The 17,685-nt window shown below is 72.2% G+C and carries 21 protein-coding genes; 13 read left to right on the forward strand and 8 right to left on the reverse strand.

Annotation, left to right across the window (positions count from 1 at the left end; translation table 11 throughout):
• The first annotated feature begins 52 nt into the window (after window positions 1-52).
• From ACZ7L5_RS04505 to ACZ7L5_RS04540, 8 genes are read left to right on the forward strand one after another with little or no spacing between them, the layout of a single operon-like run.
• Entirely contained in the window at window positions 53-1,093 is a 1,041-nt protein-coding gene (locus ACZ7L5_RS04505; RefSeq protein ID WP_471514309.1) for an SCO3242 family prenyltransferase, read from the forward strand.
• A gap of 32 nt (window positions 1,094-1,125) precedes the next feature.
• On the forward strand, window positions 1,126-1,986 hold the full coding sequence (locus ACZ7L5_RS04510; RefSeq protein WP_471514311.1) for a sugar phosphate isomerase/epimerase family protein: 861 nt from the start codon (window positions 1,126-1,128) through the stop codon (window positions 1,984-1,986).
• Between the two features lie 55 nt (window positions 1,987-2,041).
• A complete protein-coding gene (locus ACZ7L5_RS04515) occupies window positions 2,042-2,716 on the forward strand; it encodes an EboA domain-containing protein (protein ID WP_471514313.1) in 675 nt (224 codons plus the stop codon).
• Between the two features lie 2 nt (window positions 2,717-2,718).
• A complete protein-coding gene (locus ACZ7L5_RS04520) occupies window positions 2,719-3,573 on the forward strand; it encodes a TatD family hydrolase (RefSeq protein ID WP_471514314.1) in 855 nt (284 codons plus the stop codon).
• A 7-nt stretch (window positions 3,574-3,580) separates the two neighbouring features.
• Window positions 3,581-4,738 (forward strand): metabolite traffic protein EboE, encoded by a 1,158-nt coding sequence (eboE, locus tag ACZ7L5_RS04525; protein WP_471514316.1) that lies wholly within the window; start codon window positions 3,581-3,583, stop codon window positions 4,736-4,738.
• Complete coding sequence (locus tag ACZ7L5_RS04530; protein WP_471514318.1) at window positions 4,735-6,135, forward strand: alkaline phosphatase family protein; 1,401 nt, start codon at window positions 4,735-4,737, stop codon at window positions 6,133-6,135. The genes eboE and ACZ7L5_RS04530 overlap by 4 nt, the downstream gene beginning before the upstream one ends.
• On the forward strand, window positions 6,132-7,319 hold the full coding sequence (locus ACZ7L5_RS04535; RefSeq protein WP_471514320.1) for a cytochrome P450: 1,188 nt from the start codon (window positions 6,132-6,134) through the stop codon (window positions 7,317-7,319). The genes ACZ7L5_RS04530 and ACZ7L5_RS04535 overlap by 4 nt, the downstream gene beginning before the upstream one ends.
• Window positions 7,320-7,356: 37 nt before the next feature.
• Window positions 7,357-7,866, forward strand: a complete 510-nt coding sequence (locus tag ACZ7L5_RS04540) for an O-acetyl-ADP-ribose deacetylase (RefSeq protein WP_471514321.1) — start codon at window positions 7,357-7,359, stop codon at window positions 7,864-7,866.
• 13 nt (window positions 7,867-7,879) lie between these two features.
• On the opposite strand, the gene ACZ7L5_RS04545 is transcribed toward ACZ7L5_RS04540, so the two are convergent.
• Window positions 7,880-8,218, reverse strand: a complete 339-nt coding sequence (locus tag ACZ7L5_RS04545) for a hypothetical protein (RefSeq protein WP_471514323.1) — start codon at window positions 8,216-8,218, stop codon at window positions 7,880-7,882.
• A gap of 215 nt (window positions 8,219-8,433) precedes the next feature.
• Here ACZ7L5_RS04545 and ACZ7L5_RS04550 point away from each other — a divergent pair, with 215 nt between their 5' ends.
• Both ACZ7L5_RS04550 and ACZ7L5_RS04555 read left to right on the forward strand, forming a co-directional pair.
• Window positions 8,434-8,697, forward strand: a complete 264-nt coding sequence (locus tag ACZ7L5_RS04550; protein WP_471514518.1) for an aromatic-ring hydroxylase C-terminal domain-containing protein — start codon at window positions 8,434-8,436, stop codon at window positions 8,695-8,697.
• A 67-nt stretch (window positions 8,698-8,764) separates the two neighbouring features.
• The gene (locus tag ACZ7L5_RS04555) at window positions 8,765-9,229 is read left to right on the forward strand and encodes a hypothetical protein (RefSeq protein ID WP_471514325.1); all 465 of its coding nucleotides are present in this window, start codon (window positions 8,765-8,767) and stop codon (window positions 9,227-9,229) included.
• Window positions 9,230-9,271: 42 nt separating this feature from the next.
• Here the strand turns inward: ACZ7L5_RS04555 and ACZ7L5_RS04560 are convergent, their stop codons facing one another.
• Complete coding sequence (locus ACZ7L5_RS04560; RefSeq protein WP_328878242.1) at window positions 9,272-9,634, reverse strand: ArsR/SmtB family transcription factor; 363 nt, start codon at window positions 9,632-9,634, stop codon at window positions 9,272-9,274.
• 162 nt (window positions 9,635-9,796) lie between these two features.
• Here ACZ7L5_RS04560 and ACZ7L5_RS04565 point away from each other — a divergent pair, with 162 nt between their 5' ends.
• Together ACZ7L5_RS04565 and ACZ7L5_RS04570 are read left to right on the forward strand one after the other, a co-directional pair.
• Window positions 9,797-11,320, forward strand: coding sequence for an AlkA N-terminal domain-containing protein (locus ACZ7L5_RS04565; RefSeq protein WP_471514327.1), 1,524 nt, complete (start codon window positions 9,797-9,799; stop codon window positions 11,318-11,320).
• A 19-nt stretch (window positions 11,321-11,339) separates the two neighbouring features.
• Window positions 11,340-11,822 carry a methylated-DNA--[protein]-cysteine S-methyltransferase gene (locus ACZ7L5_RS04570; protein ID WP_471018141.1) on the forward strand — a complete coding sequence of 161 codons (483 nt, stop codon included), beginning with the start codon at window positions 11,340-11,342 and terminating at the stop codon, window positions 11,820-11,822.
• 7 nt (window positions 11,823-11,829) lie between these two features.
• Here ACZ7L5_RS04570 and ACZ7L5_RS04575 read toward each other — a convergent pair whose 3' ends face one another.
• The 4 genes from ACZ7L5_RS04575 to ACZ7L5_RS04590 form a co-directional block, all read right to left on the reverse strand.
• Entirely contained in the window at window positions 11,830-12,198 is a 369-nt protein-coding gene (locus ACZ7L5_RS04575) for a VOC family protein (protein WP_471514329.1), read from the reverse strand.
• Between the two features lie 14 nt (window positions 12,199-12,212).
• Window positions 12,213-12,938 (reverse strand): SIR2 family NAD-dependent protein deacylase, encoded by a 726-nt coding sequence (locus ACZ7L5_RS04580; protein ID WP_365054122.1) that lies wholly within the window; start codon window positions 12,936-12,938, stop codon window positions 12,213-12,215.
• Between the two features lie 98 nt (window positions 12,939-13,036).
• Window positions 13,037-13,531: an NUDIX hydrolase gene (locus ACZ7L5_RS04585; protein ID WP_363038428.1), complete on the reverse strand. Its 495-nt coding sequence runs from the start codon at window positions 13,529-13,531 to the stop codon at window positions 13,037-13,039.
• 53 nt (window positions 13,532-13,584) lie between these two features.
• Window positions 13,585-14,670, reverse strand: a complete 1,086-nt coding sequence (locus tag ACZ7L5_RS04590) for an ADP-ribosylglycohydrolase family protein (RefSeq protein ID WP_471514331.1) — start codon at window positions 14,668-14,670, stop codon at window positions 13,585-13,587.
• A gap of 192 nt (window positions 14,671-14,862) precedes the next feature.
• On the opposite strand from ACZ7L5_RS04590, the gene ACZ7L5_RS04595 reads away from it, so the two are divergent.
• On the forward strand, window positions 14,863-15,981 hold the full coding sequence (locus tag ACZ7L5_RS04595; protein ID WP_471514520.1) for a glycerate kinase: 1,119 nt from the start codon (window positions 14,863-14,865) through the stop codon (window positions 15,979-15,981).
• Window positions 15,982-16,101: 120 nt separating this feature from the next.
• Here ACZ7L5_RS04595 and pssA read toward each other — a convergent pair whose 3' ends face one another.
• Both pssA and ACZ7L5_RS04605 read right to left on the reverse strand, forming a co-directional pair.
• Complete coding sequence (gene pssA / locus ACZ7L5_RS04600; protein WP_363038431.1) at window positions 16,102-16,953, reverse strand: CDP-diacylglycerol--serine O-phosphatidyltransferase; 852 nt, start codon at window positions 16,951-16,953, stop codon at window positions 16,102-16,104.
• Window positions 16,940-17,596 (reverse strand): phosphatidylserine decarboxylase, encoded by a 657-nt coding sequence (locus ACZ7L5_RS04605; RefSeq protein WP_471514333.1) that lies wholly within the window; start codon window positions 17,594-17,596, stop codon window positions 16,940-16,942. Before ACZ7L5_RS04605 ends, pssA begins: the two co-directional genes overlap by 14 nt.
• Window positions 17,597-17,685: the final 89 nt, after the last annotated feature.

Genomic DNA, 17,685 nt, shown 5'->3' on the forward strand with positions numbered 1-17,685 from the left:
TACCGGGGGGTAGGTACCTGAACGGTCAGTAGCCCCCGAGTAGGGTGCGGCCATGAAAGATCGGAAAGCGGTTGTCCGCTTCGGATCCCGGTCTGCCGTGCGCCTCGCCGACCTCGCGCAGCTGGTCAGGGCGCCGGCCGCGCTGAGTGTCCCCGGTGACGTGATCGCGGGTGCAACCGCAGCCGGACGCCCGCTGGGCGCCCGTACGTTCGGCGTGATCGGTTCCTCCGTCTGCCTCTACTGGGCCGGCATGGCCCTCAACGACTACGCCGACGCCACGGTCGACTCCGTCGAGAGACCCGAACGACCGGTGCCGTCGGGCCGGATTCCCCGGCGTACCGCTCTCGCGGTGGCCGGCGGGCTCACCGCGGCGGGACTCGGGCTTGCGGTGGCCGCGGGGGGTCGTCGCAGTGTGGGCGCCGCGCTGCCCTTGGCCGGGCTGGTGTGGGCGTATGACCTGAAGCTCAAGTCGACCCCGGCGGGGGGCTTCGCCATGGCGGGGGCTCGGGTTCTGGACGTGTTGGCGGGAGCGGTTGCGCCTGGGCCGGGTGCGGAGTCGGTCGGCGTCGCGCTTCGTCGTGCCGCCGTGCCTGCCGGGCTGGTCGGCGTCCATACCGGCACGTTGATGGCGCTCAGTCGGCACGAGATCGGTGGGGCGCCGGGGTGGGTTCCGGTCGGGACGCTTGCCGTGTCGGCGGCGACGGCGGTCGTCACGGCTGTTCCGGTCGCCCGAGGCGACGCCGGAAGTGCCGCGAAGGATCGTCGTTCGTCTGCGGGTGTGTGGGGGCTGGTCGCGCAGTTCCCCACGCCCCTGAGGGGCGTTGCGCGTGCCGCCCGCTCCAAGAAGCTCCGTACTGCTGTCACCGCCGCCGGGTCCCTCGCCTACCTGGGCACCTATGGCACCGCCCAGGCCCGTGCCGTGCAAAAGCCCTCGGCCGAGAACGTACGGCGGGCCGTCGGGGCCGGGATCATGGGGCTGATGCCCCTTCAGGCGGCGCTGACCGCACGTGGCGGGGCGCCTGCCGTTGCCGCCGCACTCGGCGTAGTCCACCCCCTCGCACGACGGCTCGCCCGACGGATATCCCCCACCTGAGACCCACCACCTCCGTGTCAGGAACCCGCACCGTGAGACCTCCCCCCACCCCACTCAAGTTCGGCTACGGCACCAACGGCTTCACCCACCACCGGCTGACCGACGTCCTCGTCGTCCTCGCCGACCTCGGCTACGACGGCGTCGCGCTCACCCTCGACCACGGTCACCTCGACCCGTACGCCGACGATCTGCCCCGGCGGGTCACCGCCCTCGCGCGGCAACTCGCGCGGCACGGCCTGGACGTGACGGTGGAGACCGGAGCGCCGTACTTCCTCGACCCCTGGGGCAAGCACCTGCCCACGCTGATGTCGGACGGCCCCGAGCCGAGGATCGACCTGCTGCGCCGCGCCCTGCGGATCGCCGCCGACCTCGGCTCGCCCACCGTCCATCTGTGCAGCGGCCCTGCGCCCGTCGGGCTGTCCGAGCGGGACGCGTGGAAGCGGCTCGCGGCCGGTGTCGGGACCGTGCTGGAGTCGGCGGAGAAGTACGGGGTGGCGCTGGCCTTCGAGCCGGAGCCGTACATGTTCGTCGACACCGTCGAACGCTGTCTGCGACTCGCCCGACTGGCCGGCGGGCACGAGCTGTTCGGTATCACCCTGGACGTCGGCCACGCGCACTGCGTGGAGGAGCGTTCCGTGCTCGACTGCGTGCAGCGGGCGGCACCGATCCTGCGCAACGTGCAGATCGAGGACATGCGGCGCGGCATCCACCAGCACCTCGAATTCGGCGCCGGCGAGATCGACTTCCCGCCCGTGCTGGATGCCCTGCGCGATCTGAACCACCGAGGTCTGGTCTCCGTGGAGATCCAGGGCGGCTCGCTCGACGCGCCCGACGTCGCCCGCCGCTCGATCGAGTTCCTGCGCGCGGCCGAACGTGCAGGTGCGCGCGTCTAGCCCCCTCCCTTGCATTCGGCTCGACTCGTCCCACCCTCCCGGAAGTTGTCCCCCCATGGTTGTCACCACCGGCTCCTCCACGGCCCCGCCGGACCACCCCCACCCCGCCCTGACCGACGTACTGGACCCCACCTCCCGCACCTGGCTGGACGACGGCGTCGCCAAGGTCGCCGCCGAACCCGGCGCCGTACGGCGTCTCTTCCCCGCCGCGCGAAGGCGCTGCGGACACTGGCGCCTCACCGCGTACTGGACCGTCGACGAGGCCGCCCGGGCCGTCCTGCTCACGGCCCTGCCCCTGCGCGGCCAGGCCCTCGCCGACGAGGTCACCGGCCTCCACCGGCACGGCGACCCGGCGGAGCAGCGCGCCGTCCTGCGCACCCTGCCGCTGCTCGACCTGGGCGACCTCGCGCTGCCCCTCGTACGGGAAACCCTGCGCGGCAACGACACCACCCTGATCGAGGCAGCCCTCGGCCCGTACGCCGCCGCGCACCTTCCGGACGCCGAGTACCGCCAGGCCGTACTGAAGTGCGTCTTCTGCGAGATTCCGCTCGACCGCGTCAGCGGCCTCGGCGTCCGCGCGGACCGCGAACTGGCCCGGATGCTCGCCGATTTCGCTCATGAGCGGATCGTCGCGGGGCGGGACGTACCCGAGGACATCCTGCCCGTCGTCCGTGCCTTCCCGGACGTCATCGGCGCTGAACTCAACCAGGCACTCAAGGAAGAGGGCTGACCGTGCGGATCTTCGACCCCCATATCCACATGACCTCCCGGACGACCGACGACTACGAGGCGATGTACGCCGCCGGGGTGCGCGCGGTCGTCGAGCCCGCCTTCTGGCTGGGACAGCCCCGCACCTCGCCCGAGAGCTTCTACGACTACTTCGACGGACTGCTGGGCTGGGAGCCGCACCGCGCCGCCCAGTTCGGCATCCAGCACTTCTGCACCATCGCGCTCAACCCGAAGGAGGCGAACGACCCCCGCTGCCTCCCGGTCCTCGACGAACTGGACCGTTACCTCGCCAAGGACCGGGTCGTGGCCGTCGGCGAGATCGGCTACGACTCGATGACCCCGCAGGAGGACGATGCGCTCGCCCGACAGCTCCAGCTCGCCATCGAGCACGACCTGCCCGCCCTCGTGCACACCCCGCACCGCGACAAGGCCGCCGGTACCCGGCGCACCCTGGACGTCGTACGGGAGTCGGGCATCGCCCCCGAACTCGTCGTCCTCGACCACCTCAACGAGCTCACCGTCGGCATGGTCCTCGACAGCGGCTGCTGGGCCGGGTTCTCGATCTACCCGAAGACCAAGATGAGCGAGGACCGGATGGTCGGGATCCTCAAGGAGCACGGGACACAGCGGATGCTGGTCAACTCCGCTGCCGACTGGGGGCGTTCAGACCCGCTGAAGACGCGGAGGACCGCCGACGCCATGCTCGCCGCCGGGTTCGACGACGACGCCGTGGACGAGGTGCTGTGGCGCAACCCCGTCGCCTTCTACGGCCGGAGCGGGCGGCTGGAGCTGGAGGAGCCCAAGCCGGACGAGGCGGCCACCTTCCAGGGCAACTCCATACGTCGCGGGGGAGCGTGAGCATCCGATGCGCTTCCTGCATCCGGACGGTACGACCGTCCACCTCGGCTACTGCAGCAACGTCCACCAGGCGGAGGACCTCAAGGGCGTGATCGCCCAGCTCGCGCAGTACGCCGAGCCCGTACGCGAGCGCCTCGGCGCCGACCGCCTCGGGATCGGCCTGTGGCTGGCGCGCCCCGTGGTCACCGAACTCGCCGACGATGAAGCGGCGTTGGAGCGACTGAAGGCGGAGCTGCGGGCACGCGGCCTGGAGACCGTCACCCTCAACGCCTTTCCGTACGCCGGATTCCACCGCGAGGTCGTCAAGAAGGACGTCTACCTGCCCGACTGGGCCGACGAGGCCCGGCTGAAGTACACCCTGGACTGCGCCCGCGTCCTCGCCGCGCTCCTCCCGGACGACGTCGGCCACGGCAGCGTCTCCACGCTGCCGCTCGCGTGGCGCACCCCGTGGACGCCCGCCTGTGCCGACGAGGCCCGGCACGCCCTGGACCGGCTGACCACCGGGCTCGCCGCGCTGGAAGCGTGGACGGGCCGCCGTATCCGCGTCGGCTTCGAACCGGAACCCGGGTGCGTCGTCGAGACCACCACCCAGGCGGTACGCGAACTGCGCGGACTGGACCCCGACCGGCTCGGCGTCTGCCTCGACGCCTGCCATCTCGCCGTGCAGTTCGAGGAGCCGGCCGAGGCGTTGCGGCGGCTCGCGGAGGCAGGGCTGCCCGTGGTCAAACTCCAGGCGTCCTGCGCGGTGGAGGCCGAGCACCCGGCCGACCCGGCCGCCCGCGCGGCCCTGCACCGGCTCGCCGAACCCCGGTTCCTGCACCAGACCCGCACGCCGGCCGACGGTGTCGTCCTCGCCGTCGACGACCTCCCGGACGCCCTCGACGGTGACCTGCCCGCCGACGGCGGCCCCTGGCGGGTCCACTTCCACGCCCCGCTGCACACCGAGCCCGAACCCCCGCTGCGCACCACCGCCGGCCAGCTCGACCAGGTCCTCGCCGGGCTGCTGGGCGGAGCCTCGGCCGGCTGCGACCACATCGAGGTCGAGACCTACACCTGGTCCGTCCTCCCCGAACCGCCCACCGACCTGCCCGGCGGCATCGCCGCCGAACTCGCCTGGGTCCGGGACCGGTTGACCGGCCTCGGCCTCAAGGAGGACCCCTCATGACCGCATCGGCGAACCGCGTGGTCGTACTCGACATCGTCGGCCTGACCCCGAACCTCCTCCGGCACATGCCCGCCGTGGCCGCTCTCGGCGAGCGCGGCTTCCAGTCCCGCCTCGACACCGTGCTGCCCGCCGTGACCTGCACCGTCCAGTCCACCCTGCTCACCGGCGAACCCCCGGCCACGCACGGCGCCGTGGCCAACGGCTGGTACTTCCGCGACCTCGGCGAAGTCATGCTGTGGCGCCAGCACAACGCGCTCGTCGGCGGCGAGAAGATCTGGGAAACGGCCCGTAAGGCGAACCCCGACTACAAGGTCGCCAACATCTGCTGGTGGTACGCGATGGGCGCCGACGTCGACTGGACCGTCACCCCGCGCCCCGTCTACTACTCCGACGGCCGCAAGGAACCGGACTGCTACACCTGGCCGCCGTCCCTGCACGACGAACTCACCGACCGGCTCGGCCCGTTCCCCCTGTTCACCTACTGGGGTCCGAACGCGGGCATGCCCTCCACCCAGTGGATCCTGGCCGCCGCCCGCCAGGTCTTCGACGAACACCGCCCCGACCTCACGCTCGTCTACATCCCGCAGATGGACTATGAGCCCCAGCGCTCAGGCCCCGACTCGCCCGCCACCATCGCCGCGGCCCGCCAGCTCGACGACGCGCTGGCCCCGTTGATCGGCCACTTGCTGCGGGAGGGCGCCACCGTCGTCGCGCTCAGCGAGTACGGCATCACGCCCGTCTCCCGCCCGGTCGACATCAACCGCGCCCTGCGCCGGGCAGGCCTGCTGGAGGTGTACACGCAGGACGGCATGGAGTACCTCGACCCCTGGACCTCGCGCGCCTTCGCGGTCGCCGACCACCAGGTCGCCCACGTCTACGTCCGCGACCCGGCCGACATCGACGCGGTCGCGAAACTGGTCGGTGAACTCGACGGCGTGGACCAGGTGCTGGACGCCGACGGCAAGGCGGCCCACGGCCTGGACCACGAGCGCTCGGGCGAGCTCGTCGCACTCGCCGACCCCGACGCCTGGTTCACGTACTACTACTGGCTGGACGACGATCGGGCCCCCGACTTCGCCCGCCAGGTCGAGATCCACCGCAAGCCCGGCTACGACCCCGCCGAGCTGCTCTACGACGAGACCGTCCCCGCGGTGAAGCTGCGCGCCGTCGGTCAGGTCGCCCGCAAGAAACTCGGCTTCCGCTACCGCCTCAAGACCGTCCCGCTGAACCCATCCGGCGTCCGCGGCAGTCACGGCCGGCTGCCCGCCGACCCCGACCACGGCCCCGTACTGCTGTGCTCGGAGCCGGACGGAGCGAGGGAGGCGTACGCGGCGACGGAGGTCAAGTCGCTGCTCCTGGACCTCGCGGGCCTGCCCACGGAAGGAACGGAGAAATGACGATCCACCCGCCGCTCCCCACCGTCCGGCCCCTGCTCGCCCCGGCGCCCGAATACGCCAAATGGCAGTCCGAGGAGCCGATCCGCCGGGTCACGGTCTGGGGCGACAACAGCCCCTGGCTGATCACCCGGTACGAGGACGCCCGTACGGTCCTGGCCGACGAGCGTTTCAGCGCCGACGCCAACCACCCCGACTTCCCCCACACCCGCCCGGGCGCCCCGCCGCAGGCCCCCGGCCTCTTCCACCAGATGGAGCCGCCGGACCACACCCGGCTGCGCCGCATGCTGATCCCCGACTTCACCTTCCGGCGCGTCGAGCAGCTGGACGGCGCCATCCAGCGGATCTGCGACGACCTCCTGAACGCGATGACCGGCGGCGACGCGACGGAGGCCGACCTGGTCGCCTCGTACGCCCTGCCCCTGCCCACCCTGGCCATCTGCGAACTGCTCGGCGTCCCCTACGAGGACCACGGCTTCTTCCGGGAGAAGTCCAACGCCCTCACCAGCGTCGCCGGCGACCCTGCCGAGGCGATGGCCGCCCGTGTGGCGCTCTACGGCTATCTGCGCGGCCTCATCGAGCGGCGCACGCACGACCCCGCCGACGACCTGATCTCCCGCCTGGCCACGGAACGCGTCGCGACCGGCGAGGCCACGCTCGACGAGGCGACCGGCATGGTCTCCCTGCTCCTCCTGGCCGGGCACGAGACGACGGCGAACATGTTCCCGCTGGCCGTGATCGCCCTGTTGCACTACCCCGCCGGGCTGGACGCGCTGCGCGCCGACGACTCGCTGTGGCCGGGCGCGGTGGAGGAACTCCTGCGCCATCTGACCGTCATCCACTCCGGGATACGGCGGGTCGCCACCGAGGACGTCGACCTGTCCGGCGTCCGTATCCGCGCGGGGGAAGGCGTGGTGGTGGCGTTGCAGTCCGCCAACCGCGACCCGTCCGTGTACGCCGACCCCGACGCCCTCGACGTCCGCCGGGACGCGAGCGGCCACGTCGCCTTCGGGCACGGCCTGCACCAGTGCCTCGGCCAGTCGCTGGCCCGCGCCGAACTCCGCCTGGGCCTGTCCACCCTGTTCCGCAGGCTTCCGAACCTGCGCATGACGGCCCCGCCCGAGTCGCTCGCCCTGTCGGCGAGCACGGTCCACGGGGTGCGCTCGCTGCCGGTCGCCTGGTCATGACCGGCCGAGGGTGCCCGTGGCTGCTATAGAGGCAGTCATGACCACCATCAGGCTCGTCCAGGGCGACATCACGCGAGAGTCCGTCGACGCGATCGTCAACGCCGCGAACTCCTCCCTCCTCGGCGGGGGAGGAGTCGACGGCGCCATCCACCGCCGCGGCGGTCCGGCGATCCTCGACGAGTGCCGCAAGCTGCGCGCCTCCCGGTACGGCAAGGGTCTGCCGACCGGGCAGGCGGTCGCCACGACGGCGGGGGAGCTGGACGCACGCTGGGTGATCCACACGGTGGGCCCGGTCTGGGCGGCCACCGAGGACCGCTCCGAGCTGCTGGCCTCCTGCTACCGGGAGTCGCTGCGGGTGGCCGACGAGCTGGGTGCCCGGACGGTCGCCTTCCCCGCCGTCTCCACCGGCATCTACGGCTGGCCGATGGACGACGGCGCCCGGATCGCGCTTGCGACCGTGCGGGCGGCAGACACGCTGGTCGAGGAGGTGAGATTCGTCCTCTTCGACGAGGCGGCGTACGAGGAGTTCGCCCGGCAGGTCGGCTGAGCGCGGTCCGCCGTCAGAGGTCCAGCAGATCCCGCGTCCGTACCGGCAGGCCCGTCTCGAAGGAGCGGTTCGCGGCGAGGCCGGTGACCAGGGAACGGGCGCCGTCGGCCGCGTCCGCCGCGCGGTGCAGGGGGTCCGGAGCCCGGGTGCCGAAGAGGTCCTCCAGCATGCGTACGTCACCGCCGCCGTGCCCGCCCTCGCCGGTCGCCACCTTGATCTCGCGCGGCCTCTCCCAGAAGCGGCGCAGCAGCAGCTCGGTGCGTCCGGCGGTCTCCTCCACCTCCGCGCCGTGCAGGACGGGGCCGGAGGTGTCCGTGCGCGGCCGGGGGCGGGTCCAGGCCGACTCCTCCACCAGCAGCTCCAGGCGCCCTTCGCTGCCGTTGAAGGCGATCCGGTAGCCCTCCCAGGGGGAGTACGCGGCCAGGTGGTAGGTGAGGGTGGCGCCGGTGGCGCAGCGGCATCCACTACCGCCGCAGCCCCGCCTCGACGACGGGCACCCGATCGCCCCGCCGCGGACTGCGCGCCGGGGACCGCCTGCCCGACCGGCCGCACGGGCTCCAGGCCCGGATCGCCGCCCCCGGCTGGCCTCTGCTCCTGGCCGGACCCCCGCACCTCTGGCCGGACCAGCGGCTCGCCCCGCTCCTGGCCGGCCGGACCGACCTGATCACCGTGCACCGCCTCGCCGACCGGAGCCCCTGGCCGGGCGTCGCCCAGGCACTCGTACGCCCCGACGGCCACCTCGGCTACGTCGCGCGCGGTGCCGACCTGGACGGGCTGCGCGCCTACGCCGCCCGCTGGCTGCCTGTCGCCACCGCGGGACACCACGGGTGAACGGCTCGCGGCGCTGATCCGTACCACTCTGCGCGCCGTCACACCGAGGAAGCACCGGGGAAGAATCGTGCAGTCACACCGAGGAAGCATCGGCCGTATCGCGACGGTCGGCAGTCTGGCCCTCCTGCTCCTGACCACCGCGTGCGGCGGAGGTGAGGACGACAAGGCCGCCGCGAAGAGCACTCCGGCGAAGGTCTCCGCGACCGTCGCCGGCGTCGTGGCCCCGGCGAAGGTCGAGGTGATCGCCGACCTGACGGGCTGCAAGGTCAAGATCCGGACCGAGGCCGACGAACTGCGCGAGGGCGTCTGTCACACGAAGAAGGGCGACTACCTCATCACCACGTTCCCGCAGGAGAAGTTCAAGCTCACCTGGCTGGACGCGGCTGCCGTCTACGGCGGCAAGTACCTCGTGGGCACCCGCTGGGTGGTCAGCGCCAAGCCGGAGGTGCTGGACCGGCTCCGACCCCAACTGGGCGGAAAAATCCAGCAGTTGCGGGGTGTGGGCCCGAAGCCCGCGCCGAGCGCGTCGTAGCGCCGGCGTCGGCGAAGGGCGCCCCGGGTCGTCCGGCGCGGCTCACTCCGCCGCGTCGCTGATGCCCAGGCGCAGATGCTCCACGTGGTAGACGGCCTGGTCGAGCAGCTCGGCGACATGGTGGTCGTGCAGCGCGTAGACGACCGAACGACCGCGCCGCTCACCCACCACCAGCCCCAGGTTGCGCAGCAGCCGCAGCTGGTGCGAGCAGGCGGACTGCTCCATGCCCACCTCCGCCGCCAGCTCCGTGGCGGGCAGCGGCCCCTCGCGCAGTCGCGCCAGGATCAGCAGGCGGGAGGGGGTGGAGAGGGCCTGGAGGGTGGTGGCCACCTTGGCGACGTTGGCCGCGTCCAGGCGTACGCGCTCGGCGGCGTCCTGCGCGGCGGTGACGGCTCCATGACCCATGCCGGGTATCTTACTCATCGTACATGAACACATGAATGCTTCTTCATGCGTCTCGGATCGGGCTCGGGCGGGGCTCAGGTGATCCGGCGGCTCCCAGCCCAGCCGAGGTTGATGTCGGATTCTCGCCAGCCCGCCTCGCCTCGCGTCGACGATGCTGGACCCATGCAGAAGGGGATGCACACCGACACCGAGCGCTGCGTGCGCGCCGTCCAGTCCAAGGACGCCCGCTTCGACGGCTGGTTCTTCACCGCGGTCGTCACGACCGGGATCTACTGCCGGCCCAGTTGCCCGGTGGTCCCGCCCAAGCCGGAGAACATGCGGTTCCACCCGAGCGCCGCCGCCTGCCAGCAGGCCGGATTCCGGGCGTGCAAGCGCTGCCGGCCGGACACCAGTCCCGGCTCACCGGAGTGGAACCAGCGCGCCGATCTCGTCGCCCGCGCGATGAGGCTCATCGCCGACGGAGTCGTGGACCGCGAGGGCGTACCGGGCCTCGCCGCCCGGCTCGGCTACAGCACCCGGCAGATCGAACGCCAACTCCTCGCCGAACTGGGCGCAGGCCCCCTCGCCCTGGCCCGCGCCCAGCGCGCCCAGGCGGCCCGCCTCCTCATCGAGACGACGCCCCTGCCCATGGCCGACATCGCCTTCGCGGCCGGGTTCGCGTCCATCCGCACCTTCAACGACACCGTGCGCGACGTCTACGCCCTTGCCCCGACCGAGCTGCGCACCCGCGCGGCACCGCGCAACAGCCCGGTGACTTCAGGACCTTCGGGGATCCCCGGGGTCTCGGCGAACACCGCCGGCGGCGCCCTGACGCTGCGCCTGCCGTTCCGGGCCCCCCTCAACCCCGACAACCTCTTCGGCCACCTCGCGGCGACCGCGGTCCCCGGCGTCGAGGAGTGGCGGGACGGCGCGTACCGGCGCACGCTCAGGCTGCCGTACGGCCACGGCATCGTGTCCCTGATCCCCCAGCCCGACCACATCGCCTGCCGCCTCACCCTCAGCGACCTGCGCGATCTGACCGTCGCGATCAGCCGGTGCCGGCGGATGCTGGACCTGGACGCCGATCCGGTGGCGATCGACGACCAGTTGCGCACGGATCCGCTGCTGGCGCCCCTGGTCGACAAGGCACCCGGCCGGAGGGTGCCGCGCACGGTCGACGAGGCGGAGTTCGCCGTACGGGCCGTGCTCGGCCAACAGGTCTCCACGGCGGCCGCCCGCACCCACGCGGCCCGTCTGGTCACCGCCCACGGCGAGCAGGTCGACGACCCCGAGGGCGGCCTCACCCATCTCTTCCCGGCCCCCGAGGCGCTGGCCTCGGTGGACCCGGTGTCACTGGCGATGCCCCGCTCCCGCCGTACGACCTTCACCACCCTGGTCCGCCAACTCGCCGACGGCGACGTCCGCCTGGGCCCGGACAGCGACTGGCCGCAGACCCGGGCCAGGCTCCTGGACCTGCCCGGCTTCGGCCCCTGGACGGTCGACGTCATCGCGATGCGCGCCCTCGGCGACCCCGACGCCTTCCTCCCCACCGACCTCGGAATCCGGCGCGCCGCCCAGGAGTTGGGCCTGCCGTCCACTCCCGCGGCCCTCACGGCCCGGGCGACCGCGTGGCGCCCGTGGCGGGCGTACGCCGTCCAGTACCTCTGGGCGACGGACAGCCACCCGATCAACTTCCTCCCCGTCTGAGCACGTCAAGGACCTCCTGATGAAGCAGCACACCCTGATCGACAGCCCGTACGGCCCCCTCACGCTCGTCGCCGATGACGGCGTCCTGTGCGGCCTCTACATGACCGACCAACGGCACCGACCACCCGAGGAGACCTTCGGCACCCGCGACGAGTCACTCTTCCGGGAGGCCGAGGACCAGCTGGAGGCCTATTTCGCGGGTGAGTTGAAGGAGTTCACCCTCGAACTCCGTCTGGACGGAACACCGTTCCAGCGCAGCGTCTGGGAGCAACTGCGGAAGATCCCGTACGGCGAGACCCGCTCCTACGGCGAACTCGCCGACACCCTCGGCAATTCCGGCGCCTCCCGCGCGGTCGGCCTCGCCAACGGCAAGAACCCGATCGGCATCATCGTCCCCTGCCACCGCGTCGTCGGTGCGAAGGGCAGCCTCACGGGCTACGGCGGCGGCCTGGACCGCAAGCAGCGTTTGCTGGACTTCGAGAACGCAGGCGCGCTGTTCTGAGCCCCGGCTAGCCGACCCGCTCCGCAGCCCCGCGCTCCACGCAGAACTCGTTGCCCTCCGGGTCGGCCAGGACCGCCCAGCCCCGGCCGTCCGAAGCGCGGCGGTCGTCGACCAGGGTGGCGCCGAGGGCGAGGAGCCGTTCGACCTCCTCGTCACGGGTGCGGTCCTGCGGCTGAAGGTCCACATGGATCCGGTTCTTGAGGGTCTTGCGCTCCGGGACGGTGACGAACAGCAGGCCCGCGCCCTCGATCAGCACCTCCTCGTCCCCGGGCTCGTCGTCCTTGTGCACCGGCAGGCCGAGCACCTGGGACCAGAAGCCGGCCAGGGCGTAGGCGTCGGCGGAGTCGATCGTCACATGGCGTATCCGAGAAGTCATGATCGCATTCTGAGCTACTCGCCCAGCCCGCGCAGCAGCTTTGGCAGCGCGGTGCCGATCGGCTCGCGGATCACCTCGTCGGCGCGGTCGTCGTACGGCGTCGGCTCGGCGTTGACGATGACGAGCCGGGCGCCGTGGTCGGCGGCGACGCCCGCGAGGCCGGCGGCGGGCTGCACCTGGAGGGTGGTGCCCACGGCGATGAACACCTGGCACGCCTTGGTGATCGCGACCGCCTCACCGAGGACCACCGGATCGAGCCGCTCGCCGAACATGACGGTCGCCGACTTGAGGACACCGCCGCACTCCAGGCACGGCGGGTCGTCCTCCCCCGCCTCGACCCGAGCGATCGCGTCCTGCATCGGCCCGCGGGCGTGGCACTTCGTGCAGACCACACTCCGCGCGCTGCCGTGCAGTTCGAGCACCTTGCGGGTGGGCATCCCGGCGAGCTGGTGCAGCCCGTCCACGTTCTGCGTGATCACCCGCACCGGCACCCCGGACCGCTCCAACTCGGCCACCGCCAGGTGCGCCGCGTTGGGCTCGGCCTTGAGCGTGCGGTTCTTGCGCCGCATCTGCCACGAGCGCCGCCGGATCTCCGGGTCGCCCATGTAGTACTCGTATGTCACGAGCTTCTCGGCCTCGGGGTCCCGCCGCCACAGCCCGTTCGGCCCGCGGTAATCGGGGATGCCGGAGTCGGTCGAGATACCGGCGCCGCTGAGGAGGGCGACGAGGGGCTTGGTCATGCTGCCGAGGGTAGGACGGGCGTCGTACGGGCCGCGAATGGATATTCGAGGCGGCCCGAGCCCGCCGCCGTCGGCCGATCCGGTGTGCCCGCCGCAGGTCAGCCCACCCGGTGACCGTTCTCCAGCTCCACCGTTCCCCCGCCGTCCGCGAGCACGTCCAGCGCGGCCAGGACGCGGCGGCCGAGTGAGCCCGGCAGATGAGCCGTGATCTCCTCGCGCGGAACGAGCCGCCAGGACAGCAGCTCCTCCTCCTGCAACCTGATCGCCTTGAAGTCGTCCTCGCCGAGGACCCCACCGTCGTACAGGTACGCCACCAGCGGCGGCCGCCCCGTGCCGTGCGACCAGTCCACCGCGAGCAGCCGGCCCAGGTCACGGTCCAGGCCGATCTCCTCGGCCGTCTCACGGCGCGCTCCCTGGCGGGGCGTCTCGCCGTCGTCGGACTCGATGGTGCCGCCCGGAAGCGCCCAGCCCTCGCGGTAGTTCGGCTCCACGAGCAGCACCCGGCCCTCGGCGTCCCGGAACAGGGCGGCGGCACCGGCGAGGATGCGGGGGAGAGTTGCGATGTACGCGGCGAAGTCAGGCGTGGTGGTCATTGGGGAAGCGTAACCAGCCCGGGCAACCGGCCCCGCCCGTCGCCCGGACCGCCCTATACCGCCGCCTCGGCCTGCGCCTCCGCCAGCCGCACCGTCCGTTCCGCCAGCTCGCTGATCCGCATCCCGTCGAACCCGAACACCGCACTGCGGACGGTGTCCTCCAGCGGCCCGGTCCACTGGTCCGGGATCGCCTCCGCCCCGGTCAGCACCCCCGCCACCGAGCCGGCCGTGGCCCCGTTGGAGTCGGTGTCCAGGCCGCCGCGCACGGTGAGGGTGATGCTGCGGGTGAAGTCGCCGTCGCCGTACAGCAGACCCGCGGTGAGCACGGCCGCGTTCGGGATGGTGTGGATCCAGCCGAGCCCGGCGGTCTCCTCGGCGACCGTGGCGAGCGTGTCCTCCCAGGTCATCCGGGTGTCATGGAGCGAGACGACGCGGCGTACGGTGCGCGAGAGCCGGCTGCTCGCCGGGATGACGGCGAGCGCCCTGTCGACCGCCTGGCGGACCGTGGACGCCGTGAACGCCGCCGAGACCAGCGCCGCCGCCCACATCGCGCCGTACACCCCGTTGCCGGTGTGGGACAGGACCGCGTCCCGGCGGGCGAGGGCGGCGGCGCGACGCGGGTCGCCGGGGCACGTCCAGCCGTAGATGTCGGCGCGGATGAGGGCGCCGATCCACTCCTGGTAGGGGTTGTCGTACGTCGCGGTCAGCGGCGGTTTCAGGCCGTTCGCGAGGTTTCGGTACGCGGCCCGCTCCGCCGTGAAGGTCTGCAGGTACGGCAGCCGCAGCAGCCACAGGTCGCCGACCTGCTCGGTACTGAAGCCGAAGCCGTGGGTCTCCAGCAGGTCGAGGCCGAGGATGGCGTAGTCGACGTCGTCGTCGCGGCAGCTGCCGTGGATGCGGCCGCGCACGCACTGGCGCCACTCGGGGCGAAGCTCGAAGCCGTCGTCCTCGCTGATGGGCTCGGGGAGATAGTCGGTGAGGGGCAGGGCTGCGGCCTGCCGCAGATAGCGGTCGATACGGTCCCGCGTCCACAGGTCGCCCTGCTCGACCGGCTTACCGAGCATGTTGCCCGCGATCCGGCCGAGCCAGCCTCCGAGTACGCGGTCGGCGAGCTCCGGCTCAGTGCCCACAGGGGTCATAGGACCGGTTTACCCAATTCCGGGGGCGTCCGCTCCGGGTTCGGCCGGTCCGCACAGCGGGCCCGCAGGGCGTTCTCAGGCTCCGGGCAGGGCATGACGTCACCGGCCTCCTCCGGTTAAGGTCGCAGCGGCGCGACTGGCCTTGACATGCGCGAGGCCCGGAGAGCAAGGGGAAAACAGGTGACACAGCGCGTGCTCATCGCCGCGGACAAGTTCAAGGGGTCGCTGACGGCCGTGCAGGTCGCCGAGCGGGTGACGGCCGGCCTGCGCCGGGTCGTGCCGGACGTCCGGGTCGAGGCCATGCCCGTGGCCGACGGCGGCGACGGAACCGTGGACGCGGCGGTCGCGGCCGGTTTCGAGCGCCGGGAGGTACGGGTCGCCGGGCCCCTCGGGCACGAGGTGACGGCGGCGTTCGCGCTGCGCGGCGACACGGCGGTCGTGGAGATGGCCGAGGCGAGCGGCCTGCAGCGGCTGCCCGCCGGCGTCTTCGCGCCACTCACGGCGTCCACATACGGCTCGGGCGAGTTGCTGCGGGCCGCGCTGGACGCGGGCGCCCGCACGATCGTGTTCGGCGTCGGCGGCAGCGCCACCACCGACGGCGGCGCCGGAATGCTGAGCGCGCTGGGCGCCCGGTTCCTGGACGCGGACGGGGAGCCGGTGACGCCGGGCGGCGGAGGCCTGGGCGACCTGGCCACCGCGGACCTCTCCGGCCTGGACCCGAGGCTCGCCTCGGTCGAACTGGTGCTCGCCAGCGACGTCGACAACCCGCTGACCGGCCCGAAGGGCGCACCGGCGGTGTACGGCCCGCAGAAGGGCGCCTCGCCGGACGACGTGGCGACGCTGGACGCGGCGCTCGCGCACTTCGCGAAGGTGCTGGAGGAGTCGGTCGGCGCCAAGGCCGCCGAGCACGCCGCCGCACCGGGTGCCGGCGCGGCCGGTGGCATCGGCTACGGCGCCCTCCTCATCGGCGCCCGCTTCCGCGCCGGCATCGAGGTCATGCTCGATGTCCTGGGCTTCGCGCCCGCGCTGGAGCGGGCCGATCTCGTCATCACCGGCGAGGGCTCCCTGGACGAGCAGACCCTGCACGGCAAGGCCCCGGCGGGCGTCGCCGCCGCGGCCCGCGCGGCCGGCAAGGAGGTCGTCGCGGTCTGCGGCCGCCTGGCACTGGCGCCGGAGGCGCTGGGGCGTGCCGGGATCCGGCGGGCGTACCCGCTGACGGACGTCGAGCCGGACGTGGCGAAGTGCATCGCGGACGCGGGGCCGATTCTGGAGCGGGTGGCGGAGCGGATCGCCGGGGACTTCCTGGCCTGAGGCCGGCTCTTCTTCGCCTCTGGGGGCGGCAGCCCTCAGAGGCCTCGGCTCCCACCCCGGGCGCGGACAAAGCGAAGGGGCCCCGAACCAAACCGGTCCGGGGCCCCACTCAGCGGAGCATTACGGCTGTGCCGCCCGCGCCTCACGTCGGTTGTCGCGGAAGTTGTTCACCCGGCGGGCCGTGGCGAACAGCGGGATGACCGCGCCCATGACCAGCTGCAGCGCGCAGCCCGTCTGGAGCAGGAGCTGGCCGCTGGGGGCTTCGAAGGCCCAGGCGGCGAGCAGACCCATGCTGACCACGATCCAGCCGAGCATCGCCACCGCGAGGCGGCCGCGCGGCTTCGGGTACTCGACGCGGCTCACCATCAGCCAGGCCGTGCCCAGGATCGCGAGCAGGGTCGCCACGAAGGGCAGCTCCAGCAGGACGATCGAGACCACCGTCAGCGCGCCGAACGGCGACGGCATGCCCTGGAACATGCCGTTCGGTGGCGTCACGCAGGAGAAGCGCGCGAGTCTCAGCACCACCGCGAGCAGTACGACGATCGCGCCGACCGCCGCCACCCGCTGGTGCGCGTCGTCGGCGACCATGCCGTAGACCAGGACGAAGTACGCCGGGGCCAGACCGAAGCTGATCAGGTCGGAGAGGTTGTCCAGCTCCGCGCCCATCGGGGAGGAGCGGAGCTTCCTCGCGACCAGGCCGTCGAACAGGTCGAAGACCGCCGCGCAGAGCATCAGGATGACCGCCGTGGCCGCGCTGTGGCGGGCCATGCCGGTCTCCTGGCTGCCGGTGAGGTGCGGGATCAGGATGCCGGTGGTGGTGAAGTACACCGCCATGAAGCCGCACGTGGCGTTGCCGAGGGTGAGGGTGTCCGCTATCGACAGGCGGAGAGAAAGAGGCATCTCCTCCTCTTCGTCGACCTCGTCGGCCTCGGGCACCCAGCCCGGCTGTGTCTCAGGATCAATCACGGTCAATGCGAGTCACCCCAGCCACGGTCTTCTGCCCGACCTCGACCGCGACCTCCACGCCCTCGGGCAGGTAGATGTCGACACGGGAGCCGAAGCGGATCAGACCGATACGGTCGCCCTGCTCGACCTTCGTACCCTGCGGGATGTAAGGAACGATGCGACGGGCCACCGCGCCGGCGATCTGGGTCATCTCGATGTCGCCGAGTTCGGTGTCGAAATGCCAGACTACGCGCTCGTTGTTCTCGCTCTCCTTGTTGAACGCCGGAACGAACCCGCCAGGGATGTGCTCCACGGACGTGACCGTGCCGGAGAGCGGCGCACGGTTGACGTGGACGTTGAGCGGGCTCATGAAGATCGCGACGCGGGTGCGGCCGTCCTTCCACGGCATGATGCTCTGCACCACACCGTCGGCGGGCGAGATGACCCGGCCCTGGGCGATCTCGCGCTCGGGGTCACGGAAGAACCACAGCATGCCCGCCGCGAGCGCGGTGGCGGGCACGGCCACGGCCTTGGCGACGCCGGAGCGGCGTGCGCGGGCCAGGCTGAGGGCTGCGGTGGCGACGGTCGGGAGAAGCCACGGCGATGCTCCGCGCGCGAGGCGTACGCCGGCCCGGCTGTCGCGAGGTGCAGAGGTTTGGCTGTGGGGCATGGATGACCTTCGTAGCGGATGATGCCGCGCTTCGACGGGGGACGGCGGCTTTCCGGGGATCGTACCGGGCGCGGGCCACAACTGGGCAA

This window comes from Streptomyces sp. NPDC107528, from assembly GCF_055639295.1.

What these genes read in the sequence shown, in the direction of transcription:
- ACZ7L5_RS04505 (WP_471514309.1), top strand. Translation starts at nt 53, where the DNA reads ATGAAAGATCGGAAAGCGGTTGTCCGCTTCGGATCCCGGTCTGCCGTG.
- ACZ7L5_RS04515 (WP_471514313.1), top strand. Translation starts at nt 2,042, where the DNA reads ATGGTTGTCACCACCGGCTCCTCCACGGCCCCGCCGGACCACCCCCAC.
- ACZ7L5_RS04605 (WP_471514333.1), bottom strand. Translation starts at nt 17,596, where the DNA reads ATGCCCCACAGCCAAACCTCTGCACCTCGCGACAGCCGGGCCGGCGTA.
- ACZ7L5_RS04575 (WP_471514329.1), bottom strand. Translation starts at nt 12,198, where the DNA reads ATGACTTCTCGGATACGCCATGTGACGATCGACTCCGCCGACGCCTAC.
- ACZ7L5_RS04580 (WP_365054122.1), bottom strand. Translation starts at nt 12,938, where the DNA reads ATGACCAAGCCCCTCGTCGCCCTCCTCAGCGGCGCCGGTATCTCGACC.
- ACZ7L5_RS04590 (WP_471514331.1), bottom strand. Translation starts at nt 14,670, where the DNA reads ATGACCCCTGTGGGCACTGAGCCGGAGCTCGCCGACCGCGTACTCGGA.
- ACZ7L5_RS04540 (WP_471514321.1), top strand. Translation starts at nt 7,357, where the DNA reads ATGACCACCATCAGGCTCGTCCAGGGCGACATCACGCGAGAGTCCGTC.
- ACZ7L5_RS04570 (WP_471018141.1), top strand. Translation starts at nt 11,340, where the DNA reads ATGAAGCAGCACACCCTGATCGACAGCCCGTACGGCCCCCTCACGCTC.
- eboE (WP_471514316.1), top strand. Translation starts at nt 3,581, where the DNA reads ATGCGCTTCCTGCATCCGGACGGTACGACCGTCCACCTCGGCTACTGC.
- ACZ7L5_RS04535 (WP_471514320.1), top strand. Translation starts at nt 6,132, where the DNA reads ATGACGATCCACCCGCCGCTCCCCACCGTCCGGCCCCTGCTCGCCCCG.
- ACZ7L5_RS04530 (WP_471514318.1), top strand. Translation starts at nt 4,735, where the DNA reads ATGACCGCATCGGCGAACCGCGTGGTCGTACTCGACATCGTCGGCCTG.
- ACZ7L5_RS04560 (WP_328878242.1), bottom strand. Translation starts at nt 9,634, where the DNA reads ATGGGTCATGGAGCCGTCACCGCCGCGCAGGACGCCGCCGAGCGCGTA.
- ACZ7L5_RS04565 (WP_471514327.1), top strand. Translation starts at nt 9,797, where the DNA reads ATGCAGAAGGGGATGCACACCGACACCGAGCGCTGCGTGCGCGCCGTC.
- ACZ7L5_RS04585 (WP_363038428.1), bottom strand. Translation starts at nt 13,531, where the DNA reads ATGACCACCACGCCTGACTTCGCCGCGTACATCGCAACTCTCCCCCGC.